The following is a 14,379-nucleotide window of genomic DNA, read 5'->3' on the forward strand; positions in this document are numbered from 1 at the left end:
GAAAGCATCTAAGCATGAAGCCCCCCTCAAGATGAGATTTCCCATAGCGTAAGCTAGTAAGATCCCTGAAAGATGATCAGGTTGATAGGTTCGAGGTGGAAGCATGGTGACATGTGGAGCTGACGAATACTAATAGATCGAGGACTTAACCATATAATATGTAGCAAATGTTATCTAGTTTTGAAGGAATATGCCTTCATAGTTTGGTGATGATGGCAGAGAGGTCACACCCGTTCCCATACCGAACACGGAAGTTAAGCTCTCTAGCGCCGATGGTAGTTGGGACCTTGTCCCTGTGAGAGTAGGACGTCGCCAAGCAACTAAACACGAGTCAAATGACTCGTGTTTTTTCGTGTTTTCTTTTATAATCCATAGTAATTAAAAAAATGTGCTTAAATAATTACTATTTTGATTAAATGCAGGGGAATGTGGCTAGGATAGTGAATAAGCAAAAGAGTTGCAAATTTTATTAATACGTATATAATTAAAGTCAAAGATAGTCAAAGTCAATAAAGGTGGCGGATAAATGAGAAATATATCTGATATCATTGAGCAATATCTAAAGCAAGTTATTGACTTAAGTAATAATAATGTGATTGAAATCAAAAGAAATGAGATTGCGGATCGATTCGAGTGCGTACCATCTCAAATCAATTATGTAATCAATACCCGTTTTACATTAGAAAGAGGATTTGTAGTAGAAAGTAAACGTGGTGGAGGAGGTTACATTCGCATTATAAAAGTCAAACTGCATGATGATATAGACATTATTGATCAAATGCTTCATATGATTGATCATAGCGTTGCACAAGGGAATGCAGAGAGTATGATTATACGTTTATTAGAAGAGGGAATCATAACAGGCCGTGAAGCAAAATTAATGTTAAGTGTACTAGATCGTTCTGTATTATCAATGGATATTCCTTCTCGAGATGAACTTAGGGCTCGAATATTATGCGCAATGTTAAGAACACTGAAATATAAATAAATACAGCTTTTGTAAAAGAATGATAATTAAGATAGGGCAGTTAAATATTGTAGAAGTTTTGAAAAAGAGCATGTACTTTTATCTGAGTGGATTAAGGAAAGAGGACAATCTAGTAATGTATGAAAAGTATCATGAGGTAGATCGTTCCTGTTGTAAAGGTGGGGATATTGATGACTTGTCAAAACTGTAATATAAGACCAGCAACTTTACATTATACAAAAGTAATCAACGAGAAGAAGGCGGAAGTTCATCTTTGTGAGCAATGTGCGGAGCAAAGTGGCTATACGTCTTTCTTTCAATCATCACAGTCTAACTTTTCATTTCATGATGTATTTGCTGGTTTATTACACGGTGAATCAACAATGTTTGGAGAAGGAAAAAACGGGTTTTCAAATACAAATACAGTAAGATGTCCAGATTGTAAGATGACATATGAACATTTTACAAAAGTGGGACGCTTTGGTTGTGCTTCTTGTTACGATACATTTAAAGGACACTTAAACCCATTGTTAAAGCGACTTCATGGTGGACATACAGAACATTGTGGAAAAATTCCGGAACGAATGGAAGGAAATATCCACTTAAAGAAAGAATTAGATGAACTAAAACTTATTCTGAAACAATATGTACAGAATGAGGAGTTTGAGAAAGCTGCTGAGGTAAGAGATGAAATTCGAGGGCTTGAAACTCAGCTTAGTGAGCATAGAGAGGGGGAGTAGTTCTATGTCACTGGACAAAATTATGAATGAAGCGATTAGTCCATGGATGAAGGGGGATGGCCCTGATTCTGATATTGTTTTAAGTAGTCGAATTCGTTTGGCTCGTAATTTTAAGCAATATCAATTTTCTACTATGCAAAACGAAGAGGAAGCTCAAAAGGTTCAAGAATTATTTAAAAAGAAATTTATAAATAAAGCGGTAGAGCCCTTTGGGAAGTTTGGACTATTAAAAATGAATGAACTAACTCCTCTTCAAAGGAGAGTTTTAGTCGAAAAGCATTTAATTAGTCCAAATCTAGCAGGGACCGAATATGGAGCATGTCTGTTATCAGAAAGCGAACACATTAGTGTGATGCTTAATGAGGAAGACCACATTAGGATTCAGTGCCTATTTCCAGGACTACAGTTATCAAAGGCGCTTCAAAGCGCCAATCAAATAGATAATTGGATTGAGAAAGAGGTTGAATATGCTTTTGATGAATCACTTGGATATATTACGAGTTGTCCTACTAACGTTGGTACAGGATTAAGAGCTTCTGTAATGATTCATTTACCAGGGCTGGTTTTAACAAAAAGAATTAGCCGTATTATACAAGTAATTCAAAAATTAGGTTTAGTAGTAAGAGGAATATACGGTGAAGGTAGCGAAGCGTTAGGTAATATATTTCAAGTATCAAATCAAATGACGTTAGGGAAATCCGAAGAAGATATTATTGCAGATTTAAAGAGTGTCATGCAGCAAATTATACAACAAGAAAAATTGGCCAGAGAATTAATTGTACAAAATTCGAGCATTGAGCTTGAAGATAAGGTTTATCGTTCTTACGGTATACTAGCAAACAGTCGTTTAATTCAATCTGCAGAAGCGGCAACTTGCTTATCGGATGTACGACTCGGTATTGATCTAGGATATATAAAAGGTATATCGAGAAATATTTTGACTGAGCTAATGGTTCTTACGCAACCTGGTATTTTACAACAATATGCAGGAGGACCTTTAGGACCAGAAGAAAGAGATTATCGAAGAGCAACCTTAATCCGTGAGCGATTACGTATTGAAAAAAACTAAGCGCAAGTAGGAGGCGATTTCTATGATGTTTGGAAGATTTACAGAAAGAGCACAGAAAGTATTAGCTTTATCTCAAGAGGAAGCAATTCGCATTGGGCATAATAACATTGGAACAGAACATATTTTACTTGGGCTTGTACGCGAAGGTGAAGGAATTGCAGCAAAAGCGTTAATTGCTCTTGGATTGAGCCCGGAGAAAGTGCAAAAAGAGGTAGAAGCGTTAATTGGACGTGGAACAGAAGCTTCTCAAACTGTACATTATACACCTCGTGCTAAAAAAGTTATTGAATTGTCTATGGATGAAGCGCGTAAGCTAGGACATTCTTACGTTGGAACAGAACATATTTTACTTGGCTTAATCCGTGAAGGTGAAGGTGTAGCGGCACGTGTATTAAATAATTTAGGTGTAAGCCTCAACAAAGCAAGACAACAAGTGTTACAACTTCTTGGAAGTAACGAAGCAAGTTCAGGTCATCAAGGTGGTTCATCGACAAATGCAAATACACCGACACTAGACAGTTTAGCGCGCGACTTAACAGTTGTTGCACGTGAGAATCGTTTGGATCCTGTTATTGGACGTAGTAAAGAAATTCAACGTGTAATTGAAGTGTTAAGCCGTAGAACAAAAAACAATCCAGTGTTAATTGGAGAGCCTGGTGTAGGTAAAACAGCAATTGCTGAAGGGTTAGCACAGCAAATCGTAAATAATGAAGTTCCTGAAACGTTAAGAGATAAGCGTGTTATGACACTAGATATGGGAACAGTGGTAGCTGGGACGAAATATCGTGGTGAGTTTGAAGATCGTTTAAAGAAAGTAATGGATGAAATACGTCAAGCAGGGAATATTATTCTATTTATTGATGAACTTCATACATTAATCGGTGCAGGTGGAGCAGAAGGTGCAATCGATGCATCGAATATTTTAAAACCATCTTTAGCACGCGGAGAATTACAATGTATTGGTGCGACAACTTTAGATGAGTATCGTAAATATATTGAAAAGGATGCAGCTTTAGAGAGACGTTTCCAGCCAATTCATGTTGATGAGCCGAGTCTAGAAGAATCGACTCAAATCTTGAAAGGGTTACGCGATCGTTATGAGGCGCATCACCGTGTGTCTATTACAGATGATGCAATTGATGCAGCTGTAAAACTTTCAGATCGTTATATTACGGATCGTTTCTTACCGGATAAAGCAATTGATTTAATTGATGAAGCTGCTTCAAAAGTTCGCTTGCGTTCTTATACAACACCACCAAACTTAAAAGAGCTTGAAGTGAAGCTTGAGGAAATTCGAAAAGAAAAAGATGCGGCTGTACAAAGTCAAGAGTTTGAAAAGGCTGCTTCCTTACGCGATATGGAACAACGCTTACGTGAGAAATTGGAAGATACAAAACGTCAGTGGAAAGAGCAACAAGGAAAAGAAAATTCAGAGGTTACGGTAGAAGATATTGCAAATGTCGTTTCTACATGGACACGTATCCCTGTTTCTAAACTTGCACAAACAGAGACTGATAAATTATTAAACTTAGAATCCATTCTTCATGATCGTGTCATCGGTCAGGATGAAGCTGTAGTGGCTGTAGCGAAAGCTGTTCGTCGTGCAAGAGCAGGATTGAAAGATCCGAAACGTCCAATTGGTTCATTTATTTTCTTAGGGCCAACAGGTGTAGGTAAAACAGAATTAGCAAGAGCATTGGCAGAATCTATGTTCGGTGATGAGGATGCAATGATTCGCATTGATATGTCTGAGTATATGGAGAAACATTCAACTTCTCGCTTAGTTGGTTCTCCTCCAGGATATGTTGGGTATGAAGAAGGCGGACAATTAACAGAGAAGGTTCGTCGTAAGCCTTATTCAGTTGTCCTATTAGATGAAGTAGAGAAGGCACATCCTGATGTATTTAATATTCTACTACAGGTATTGGAAGATGGTCGTTTAACTGATTCTAAAGGACGTACAGTTGATTTCCGTAATACGATTGTTATTATGACGTCTAACGTTGGTGCTGAGGCGTTAAAACGTAACAAACATCTTGGATTTAACGTACAAGATGAAAGCCGTGATTATTCGGATATGAAAGGTAAAGTAATGGATGAGCTGAAAAAGGCATTTCGTCCAGAATTCTTAAACCGTATTGATGAAATTATCGTATTCCATATGCTTGAGAAAAAACATATTCAAGAAATTGTGACTCTTATGGTAAATCAGTTAGTGAATCGCTTAAAAGAACAAGAAATTGAATTGCACTTAACAGAAGGAGCGATTGCAGCTATTGCTGATAAAGGGTTTGATCGTGAATATGGTGCTCGTCCACTACGTAGAGCAATTCAGAAGCATGTAGAAGATAGACTATCGGAAGAACTTTTAAAAGGTGCTATTGAGAAAGGTCAAAAAGTTATCTTTGATGTAGAAGGGGAAACATTTGTCATTCATAGTGCTGAAAAGGTAAAATAAGTATAGACAAACTAAGAGGGCTACGAGATAGCCCTCTTTCTTGTACGAGAAGGTCAAATGTTTATAGATGAAAGCGAAGTGAAATATAAAAAGATATGGCTAAAAAGAAAACAAAATTCACATGTCAAGAGTGTGGTTATCAATCACCAAAATATATGGGTAAATGTCCAGGGTGTGGTCAATGGAATTCGCTTGTTGAAGAGATGGAACCCGTTGTATCATCCAGACGCCTAAATTATGCAAATGCAATTCAAACAGAAGTAACAAAACCAAGACGTCTTACAGAAGTAGAAACAAAGTCTGAGGCACGTATTGAAACAAAATTTCAAGAGTTTAACCGTGTACTAGGTGGCGGAATTGTAGATGGATCTTTAGTACTTATTGGTGGGGACCCTGGGATTGGAAAATCAACGTTATTATTACAGATTTCCTCGCAATTAGCAGATGCTTCATATGATGTATTGTATATATCAGGTGAGGAGTCAGCAAAGCAGATTAAACTTCGTGCAGATCGTTTACATGTAAATGGTAGTAATCTATTTGTTGTATCAGAGACAGATTTACAGCGTATTGCAGCACATATTGAAGAGATGAATCCTGCTTTTGTTGTTATTGATTCTATTCAAACGATACATTTACCTGAGGTGACATCAGCTCCTGGTAGTGTGGCGCAAGTACGTGAATGTACAGCAGAATTAATGAAACTTGCAAAAACAAAGGGAATCCCAATTTTCATCGTAGGACATGTGACAAAAGAAGGTGCAATTGCGGGACCGCGTATGCTAGAACATATGGTCGATGCAGTTCTTTACTTTGAAGGAGATCGACACCATACATATCGTATTTTACGAGCTGTAAAGAATCGTTTTGGTTCTACGAATGAAATGGGTATCTTTGAAATGAAAGAACTTGGCCTTGCAGAAGTCTTAAATCCTTCTGAAATTTTCCTTGAGGAAAGACCAGTTGGAGTTGCAGGTTCAACAGTAGTTGCCTCAATGGAAGGAACAAGACCAGTTTTAGTAGAAATACAGGCATTAATTTCCCCTACTAGTTTTGGAAATCCTCGAAGAATGGCGACAGGAATTGATCATAATCGTGTCTCGCTTATTATGGCGGTACTAGAGAAAAGAACAGGTTTACTATTACAAAATCAAGATGCGTATTTAAAAGTAGCTGGTGGTTTGAAATTAGACGAACCGGCAATTGATTTAGCTGTCGCCTTAAGTATAGCTTCAAGTTTTAGAGATAAATCTACGGCACCAACTGATGCGGTAATAGGAGAAGTTGGATTAACTGGAGAAATAAGAAGAGTATCAAGAATTGAACAACGTGTACAAGAAGCAGCTAAATTAGGATTTCAACGTGCTATCATTCCTAGAAAAAATTTAGGGGGATGGACAATTCCAGAGGGGATTGAGGTTGTAGGTGTTTCTAATTTGGGAGAAGCGCTTCGTTTGACATTAGGAGGCTAGGCTATGGAAGAAAATAAGCAACGTGTCAAAAGTATGATTAACATTTTACAGCTCGTGGCCCCAGGAACACCACTGCGCGAAGGGATAGATAATGTACTTCGCGCACAAACGGGGGGACTAATTGTTCTTGGGTATAATGAGCAGATTAAAAGCATTGTTGATGGTGGTTTTCATATTAATTGCGCATTCTCTCCTGCTAGTTTATATGAATTAGCAAAAATGGATGGAGCACTTATTTTAAATGAAACTGGAAGTAAAATTTTAATTGCAAACGCACAGTTAGTTCCAGATTCATCTATTGATTCTATTGAAACAGGTATGCGTCACCGAACAGCAGAGCGTGTAGCAAAGCAGACGGGCAGCCTTGTTGTGGCCATTTCACAAAGACGTAATGTAATTACGCTATATCAAGGGAACTTACGTTATACATTAAAAGATATAGGTGTCATTTTAACGAAGGCAAATCAAGCAATTCAAACGCTAGAAAAATATAAGGCTGTATGGAATGACGGCATTACGAATTTGGGTATTCTAGAATTTGAAGAGGTCGTTACAATGTCCGAGGTGGTTCACGTTTTACATAGTGTTGAAATGGTGCTGCGTATTAAAAATGAAATATTGAGCTATATTCATGAGTTAGGAACAGAAGGTAGGTTAATTCGTTTACAGCTTACAGAATTACTAGCTGATTTAGAGGCAGAGGCAGCATTGTTAATTAAAGATTATCACCAGGAGAAAACACAAGACCATCATCAAATCTTGAAAAAGTTACAAGATCTTGCAAATACACAACTTTTAGAGGATAGTGATTTAGTTAAATTGCTTGGCTATCCAGGACAAACAAGTTTAGAAGAAAGTGTGACACCTAGAGGGTACCGAATCACAAGCAAGATTTCTCGTGTTCCGCCACTTATTATCGAGAATTTAATTAATCGATTTAAAACATTGCAAGGTGTTTGCCGAGCAACTATTAATGAATTGGATGATGTGGAAGGAATTGGAGAAGTGAGAGCGAAGAAAATACGAGAAGGTCTAAAAAGAATTCAAGAGCATCTCTATATGAGTAGACACAATTAAGAATATTACATTGATTCTATAATATAACGACACTAGAACATTTTTGGTATATGATATGATATATTGGTAAATAAAACTATTTACAAAAAAACACGTCCGCTTTTGCATTCGGCGTTTTGATTAGCGAAACAATGGTTAATAATGAGTAGGAGGTGGTTGGATGTTAAAACGGATTGTACAGCTCTTCTTTTTAGTGATCGGGGGAGCGTTAGGGATTTACTTAATCCCAAAAATTATTAATGTATTAGATATCGGTGCGGTTCCTTTGTTGGAAGGATCGTATGTTCGTGCAATTATTGGTGCAATTATTTTATTTTTAACAACATTTTGGCTTGTAGATTATATTGTTCAACTTATTAAGCATATTGAAGAGGCTCTTGTAAAGGCGCCTGTAGCAGATGTTTTATTTGGTACATTAGGATTAATCTCTGGTCTTATTGTTGCATATTTAATTTTGATACCAATTCGTGAATTTACAATTCCAGTTATTAGTACGGTGTTGCAAGTGTTCTTCACCCTTTTACTTGGATATTTAGGATTCCAAGTAGGATTTAAAAAGAGGAATGAATTGCTAGGATTATTTACATTACCCCAACGCGGAGGTAAGAAGAAAAACAATAGTGAGAATGAAGAGGTAGAGGTCGAAGCAGAAAAATCTACGACTCATTGGAAAATTCTCGATACGAGTGTAATTATTGACGGACGTATTGCAGATATTTGCCAAACAAAGTTTTTAGAAGGAACAATTGTCATTCCGCAATTCGTATTAGAAGAGCTTCAGCATATTGCCGATTCTTCAGATGCTTTAAAGCGTAATCGTGGCCGCAGAGGGCTAGACATTTTAAATCGTATTCAAAAGGAGATGCCAATTCCGGTAGAAATTTATGAAGGCGATTTCGATGATATCCAAGAAGTAGATAGCAAGCTTGTAAAGTTGGCAAAAATCACTGGTGGAACTGTAGTAACAAACGATTTCAATTTAAACAAAGTTTCTGAATTACAAGGGGTTACGGTGTTAAACATTAATGATTTAGCTAATGCGATTAAACCAGTCGTACTCCCTGGTGAAGAATTAAGTGTTTATGTTGTGAAAGATGGTAAAGAACAAAATCAAGGTGTTGCATACTTAGATGATGGTACGATGATTGTAGTAGAAGATGGTAGAGAGTATGTGGGTTCACAACTTGACGTACTTGTTACTAGCGTATTACAAACATCGGCTGGTCGTATGATTTTCGCAAAACGTAAATTGCTAGAAAAAGCATTATAAGTAGAGGATTATTAATATGTATACATTAATTATTCCGGCAGCGGGCCAAGGGAAACGAATGGGTGCTGGTAAAAATAAGTTATTTTTACTTATAGATGAAGTACCAATTATTGTGCACACATTGCGTGCTTTTGAAAAAGATAAAGCGTGCAAAAGTATTATTATGGCAATTAACGAAGAAGAACGCCCGTATTTTGAAGAGTTGGTGCAGAAGTACCAGATTGAAAAGCACGTACAATTTATTCAGGGTGGAGCCGAAAGACAAGATAGCGTATATAACGCACTTCAGTATGCGAGTGGTGTCGAATATGTTCTTGTTCATGACGGGGCGCGCCCGTTCGTAACGAATAAAGTGATTCGCGATGTATTAACTGCAGCAGAAAAATATGGAGCTTCCATTTGTGCAGTGCCAGTAAAAGATACTGTTAAGAAAGTAGAGCAGGGTGTTGTTGTAGAAACGGTAGAGCGATCTCAACTTAACGCTGTACAAACACCACAAGGATTCTCTGTTTCTCTTTTGCTAGAAGCTCATAGAAGCGCAAAGCAAAGTTGTTTTCTTGGCACAGATGATGCAAGTCTCGTAGAACGTGTGGGGAAGCAAGTAGGTGTAGTAGAGGGGAGTTACTATAATATTAAAGTGACGACTCCGGAAGATCTATTAATTGCTGAAAGTTTCCTACGTGTTCAGAAGAAATAACATTGATGACGTGTTAATAAAGAAAAGCTCGGCAACAGCCGGGCTTTTCTTTATAAGGATAGCGATATAATATAGAGTCATAAAGCTCAGTAGTTTAGCTTAAGGAGGAAGTAAGGATGTTTCGAATTGGACAAGGTTTTGATGTACATGAATTTGCGGAAGGGCGCCCGTTGATTATCGGTGGAATTACAATTCCACACGAGAAAGGATTAATCGGTCATTCAGATGCAGATGTATTGTTACATACGATTGCTGATGCATGTTTAGGTGCGATTGCAGCAGGAGATATCGGAAAGCATTTTCCTGATACAGACCCAGCTTTTAAAGATGCAGATTCAGCTGTATTGTTACAAAAAGTTTGGGAATTTGTGCGTGAACAAGGTTACGAGTTAGGAAATTTAGATTGTACAATTATTGCTCAAAAACCAAAAATGGCACCACATATTGAGAGTATGCGTAAGCGCATTAGTGAACTGTTAGAAACGTCTATCGATAACATTAATGTAAAGGCAACAACAACAGAAAAATTAGGATTTACAGGTAGAGAAGAAGGGATTGCTTCTCAAGCGGTTGTTTTATTACAGAAAAAATAATGGTTTTTAATTCGTAAGATGGATAATCACATTTTTTTGGTGTACAATTATAGAATGTGTTGACATTAAGAATGGAAGGTGTACCAATTATGGAAAAGCAAGTGAGAGTGCGCTACGCGCCAAGTCCAACAGGACACTTACATATCGGAAATGCGCGTACGGCATTATTTAATTATTTATTTGCTCGTCATTTAGATGGCAAATTTATTATTCGTATTGAAGATACTGATGTAAAACGTAACGTGGCTGGTGGAGAAGAAAGCCAATTAAAATACTTGAAATGGCTCGGTATGGACTGGGATGAAGGTGTTGATGTTGGTGGTGAATTTGGACCATATCGCCAAACAGAGCGTTTAGATATTTATAAAAAATTATATGAAGATTTATTAGAGCGTGGTCTAGCTTATAAATGTTATATGACAGAAGAAGAGCTAGAAGCAGAGCGTGAAGGACAAATCGCTCGCGGTGAAACACCTCGTTACGCAGGTAACCACCGTGAATTAACTGAAGAACAAGTGAAAGAATTTGAAGCTGAGGGACGTATTCCAAGTATTCGTTTCCGTGTACCAGCTGATCGTGACTACACATTCAAAGATATTGTAAAAGATGAAGTTGCGTTCCATTCAAATGATTTCGGTGATTTTGTTATTGTGAAAAAGGATGGAATTCCAACTTATAACTTTGCAGTAGCAGTAGATGATCATCTAATGGAAATTACACATGTACTTCGTGGTGATGATCATATTTCAAATACACCGAAACAAATGATGATTTATGAAGCTTTCGGCTGGGATATTCCACAATTCGGTCATATGACTCTAATTGTTAATGAAAGTCGTAAAAAGTTAAGTAAGCGTGATGAATCTATTATTCAATTTATTGAGCAATATAAAGAGCTTGGGTATCTTCCAGAAGCAATCTTTAACTTTATTGCACTACTAGGTTGGTCTCCGGTAGGAGAAGAAGAAATCTTCTCTAAAGATGAGTTTATCAAAATGTTCGATGCAGCTCGTTTATCAAAATCACCTGCATTATTTGATTCTCAAAAACTAAAATGGATGAACAACCAGTATATGAAAAAGCAAGATTTAGATACGGTTGTAGAGTTAAGCTTACCGCATTTAGTGAAAGCTGGACGTGTGGGAGAAACTTTAAGCGAACAAGACCAAGCTTGGATTCGTGATGTAATTGCTTTATACCATGAACAAATGAGTTTTGGAGCTGAAATTGTAGAGCTTTCTGAAATGTTCTTTAAAGATCATGTTGATTATGAAGAAGAAGGACAAGAAGTATTAAATGGTGAACAAGTACCTGAAGTACTTCGTGCATTTGCTGGTCAAATAGAAGCTCTAGAAGCAATGGAGCCAGCAGCAATTAAGGCAGCCATTAAAGCAGTTCAAAAGGAAACAGGACATAAAGGTAAAAATTTATTTATGCCAATCCGTGTTGCAACTACAGGACAAACGCATGGTCCAGAGCTTCCGAATGCTATTGCACTTCTTGGAAAAGAAAAAGTTTTAAATCGTCTTCAAAAAGTAATTGGTTAACATTTTCTAGGTTTAGAAATATAATAAGTATACCTAAAACCTAATAAGGAAAAGCGACGAGAAGGAGAAGTAGAAAATCAGGCTTTTTACAGAGAGAACCACCTTTAGGCTGGGAGTGGTTTATAAGCGGATTTTTGAAATGCCCCTTCGAGTCTTCTGCTGAACAGCGAATTGCTTCGTGGGATGTCTTAGGCCGCAAAGTAAGCAGAAGCGGTTTACACCGTTATCATGGATGAGTTTGAGGCTTTTTTAAGCCTAAACAGAGTGGAACCGCGCTTAAAAGGCGTCTCTGTCAATATGACAGAGACGCCTTTTTTTTATACCGTGTAAATAGGTATGAATATAGAATTTATCTCCTTATATAAAGAATTAGGGGAGAAGTGATGAGTTAGGGGAGTTAGTTCGCTCGACAAAAAAGCAGCCCATAAAGGGGAGGGAACACCGATGTTTAAGAGGCTTCGGGAAGATATTGAAGTCGTTTTTGAACAGGATCCAGCGGCAAGAGGTTATTTCGAAGTCATTTTAACTTACTCTGGATTACATGCAGTTTGGGCCCATCGAATTGCACATGCTTTTTATAAAAAAAATTTTTTCTTTCTTGCACGTTTTGTTTCACAAGTGAGCCGCTTTTTTACTGGCATTGAGATCCATCCAGGAGCAACTATTGGTCGACGTTTTTTCATAGATCATGGAATGGGAGTTGTAATCGGAGAAACTTGTGAAATTGGTGATAATGTAACGATTTATCAAGGGGTTACATTAGGTGGTACAGGAAAAGAAAAAGGAAAGAGGCATCCAACAATTCAGGATAATGTATTAATTGCGACGGGTGCTAAAGTTCTTGGTTCTATTACTGTGGGAGAGAATTCTAAAATCGGAGCAGGGTCTGTCGTATTAAAAGAAGTTCCTGCACATTCTACAGTTGTAGGTATACCTGGCCGTGTCGTTATTCAAAATGGAGTAAAGATTGGTCAAGAATTAAATCACTCTGACCTTCCGGATCCGATTTTTGATAAATTAAAGGCTATGGAAATAGAACTTGATAAATTGAAGAAACAATTGGAATTAAAGGTAGAAAGGAAGGATAAAAATGACTATTCACATTTATAATACGTTAACACGTCAAAAAGAAGAGTTTGTTCCATTAGAAGAAAATAAGGTAAAGATGTACGTATGCGGACCTACAGTTTATAACTACATTCATATTGGGAATGCAAGGCCTCCTATGGTATTCGATACAGTGCGTCGTTATTTAGAATACAAAGGATACGATGTGCAATATGTATCTAACTTTACGGATGTAGATGATAAATTAATTAAAGCGGCAAATGAATTGGGTGAAGATGTACCGACAATTGCTGATCGTTTTGTTGAAGCGTACTTTGAAGATGTAACAGCACTAGGTTGCAAACACGCAACAGTTCATCCTCGTGTAACAGAAAATATGGATATCATTATTGAATTTATTCAAGAACTTGTGAATAAAGGGTATGCATATGAATCAGAGGGTGATGTGTACTTTAAGACGAAGGAATTCGAAGGTTACGGTAAATTATCACATCAACCAATCGCAGATTTACGTCACGGTGCTCGTATTGAGGTAGGGGAAAAGAAACAAGATCCTCTTGATTTTGCTTTATGGAAAGCTGCGAAAGAAGGAGAAATCTTCTGGGAAAGCCCTTGGGGGCAAGGACGTCCAGGATGGCATATTGAATGCTCAGCAATGGCGCGTAAGTACTTAGGGGATACAATTGACATTCATGCTGGTGGTCAAGACTTGGCTTTCCCACATCATGAAAATGAAATTGCGCAGTCAGAGGCATTGACTGGAAAAACGTTTGCACGTTACTGGATGCATAATGGATATATTAATATTAACAATGAGAAGATGTCTAAATCGCTTGGTAACTTTATTTTAGTTCACGATATTATTAAGCAATACGACCCGCAGTTAATTAGATTCTTTATGTTATCAGTACACTATCGTCACCCGATTAACTTTAGTGAAGAGTTATTACAAAGTACGAATAATGGACTGGAAAGAATTAAAACAGCTTATGGAAACTTAAAGCATCGTATGGAGAGTAGTACGGATTTAACGGACCATAATGAGAAATGGTTAGCTGAAATAGAGAAATTCCAGACTGCATTTGAAGAGGCAATGAATGATGACTTTAACACTGCAAATGCAATTACCGAATTATACAACGTAGCAAATCATGCAAATCAATATTTACTTGAAGAGCATACATCTAAAGTTGTGATTGAAGCATACGTAAAACAACTGGAAACGTTATTTGATATTTTGGGATTAGAATTATCAAAAGAAGAATTACTGGATGAAGAAATTGAAGAGCTTATCCAAAAGCGCATTGAAGCTCGTAAAAATCGTGATTTTGCATTGTCTGATCAAATTCGTGACGATTTAAAAGAACGTAATATTATTTTAGAAGATACCGCTCAAGGTACAAGATGGAAAAGAGGATAAG

The 14,379-nt window shown here is 37.3% G+C and carries 12 protein-coding genes, 2 rRNA genes and 1 other annotated feature; all 14 genes read left to right on the forward strand.

Translation table 11 applies throughout. The annotated features are described in order from the left end of the window. Positions 1–153, forward strand: a 23S ribosomal RNA gene (locus BLT20_RS27725); the annotation flags it as partial. A 49-nt stretch (positions 154–202) separates the two neighbouring features. Continuing rightward, positions 203–318, forward strand: a 5S ribosomal RNA gene (gene rrf, locus BLT20_RS27730). A gap of 208 nt (positions 319–526) precedes the next feature. Further along, complete coding sequence (gene ctsR / locus BLT20_RS27735) at positions 527–988, forward strand: transcriptional regulator CtsR (protein ID WP_001244565.1); 462 nt, start codon at positions 527–529, stop codon at positions 986–988. 170 nt (positions 989–1,158) lie between these two features. Next, positions 1,159–1,707 (forward strand): protein-arginine kinase activator protein McsA, encoded by a 549-nt coding sequence (locus BLT20_RS27740; protein ID WP_000128399.1) that lies wholly within the window; start codon positions 1,159–1,161, stop codon positions 1,705–1,707. Positions 1,708–1,711: 4 nt separating this feature from the next. Next, a complete protein-coding gene (locus BLT20_RS27745; protein WP_000050842.1) occupies positions 1,712–2,776 on the forward strand; it encodes a protein-arginine kinase McsB in 1,065 nt (354 codons plus the stop codon). Between the two features lie 22 nt (positions 2,777–2,798). After that, positions 2,799–5,234 (forward strand): ATP-dependent protease ATP-binding subunit ClpC, encoded by a 2,436-nt coding sequence (gene clpC, locus BLT20_RS27750; protein ID WP_000971183.1) that lies wholly within the window; start codon positions 2,799–2,801, stop codon positions 5,232–5,234. A 95-nt stretch (positions 5,235–5,329) separates the two neighbouring features. Beyond that, positions 5,330–6,706 (forward strand): DNA repair protein RadA, encoded by a 1,377-nt coding sequence (radA, locus tag BLT20_RS27755; protein ID WP_001085202.1) that lies wholly within the window; start codon positions 5,330–5,332, stop codon positions 6,704–6,706. Positions 6,707–6,709: 3 nt separating this feature from the next. Further along, positions 6,710–7,783 carry a DNA integrity scanning diadenylate cyclase DisA gene (gene disA, locus BLT20_RS27760; protein ID WP_000392163.1) on the forward strand — a complete coding sequence of 358 codons (1,074 nt, stop codon included), beginning with the start codon at positions 6,710–6,712 and terminating at the stop codon, positions 7,781–7,783. A gap of 160 nt (positions 7,784–7,943) precedes the next feature. Then, positions 7,944–9,053: a PIN/TRAM domain-containing protein gene (locus BLT20_RS27765; protein ID WP_000919677.1), complete on the forward strand. Its 1,110-nt coding sequence runs from the start codon at positions 7,944–7,946 to the stop codon at positions 9,051–9,053. 16 nt (positions 9,054–9,069) lie between these two features. After that, positions 9,070–9,750, forward strand: a complete 681-nt coding sequence (gene ispD / locus BLT20_RS27770; protein ID WP_000288288.1) for a 2-C-methyl-D-erythritol 4-phosphate cytidylyltransferase — start codon at positions 9,070–9,072, stop codon at positions 9,748–9,750. 116 nt (positions 9,751–9,866) lie between these two features. Continuing rightward, a complete protein-coding gene (gene ispF / locus BLT20_RS27775) occupies positions 9,867–10,343 on the forward strand; it encodes a 2-C-methyl-D-erythritol 2,4-cyclodiphosphate synthase (RefSeq protein WP_000488386.1) in 477 nt (158 codons plus the stop codon). 89 nt (positions 10,344–10,432) lie between these two features. Then, on the forward strand, positions 10,433–11,890 hold the full coding sequence (gltX, locus tag BLT20_RS27780) for a glutamate--tRNA ligase (protein ID WP_000415143.1): 1,458 nt from the start codon (positions 10,433–10,435) through the stop codon (positions 11,888–11,890). Between the two features lie 47 nt (positions 11,891–11,937). Next, positions 11,938–12,184, forward strand: a binding site (T-box leader). A gap of 150 nt (positions 12,185–12,334) precedes the next feature. Then, positions 12,335–13,000, forward strand: coding sequence for a serine O-acetyltransferase (cysE, locus tag BLT20_RS27785; protein WP_000476493.1), 666 nt, complete (start codon positions 12,335–12,337; stop codon positions 12,998–13,000). Continuing rightward, entirely contained in the window at positions 12,981–14,378 is a 1,398-nt protein-coding gene (cysS, locus tag BLT20_RS27790; protein WP_000152276.1) for a cysteine--tRNA ligase, read from the forward strand. The genes cysE and cysS overlap by 20 nt, the downstream gene beginning before the upstream one ends. Position 14,379: the final 1 nt, after the last annotated feature.

The organism is Bacillus sp. cl96 (assembly GCF_900100505.1).
Classification (GTDB): domain Bacteria; phylum Bacillota; class Bacilli; order Bacillales; family Bacillaceae_G; genus Bacillus_A; species Bacillus_A cereus.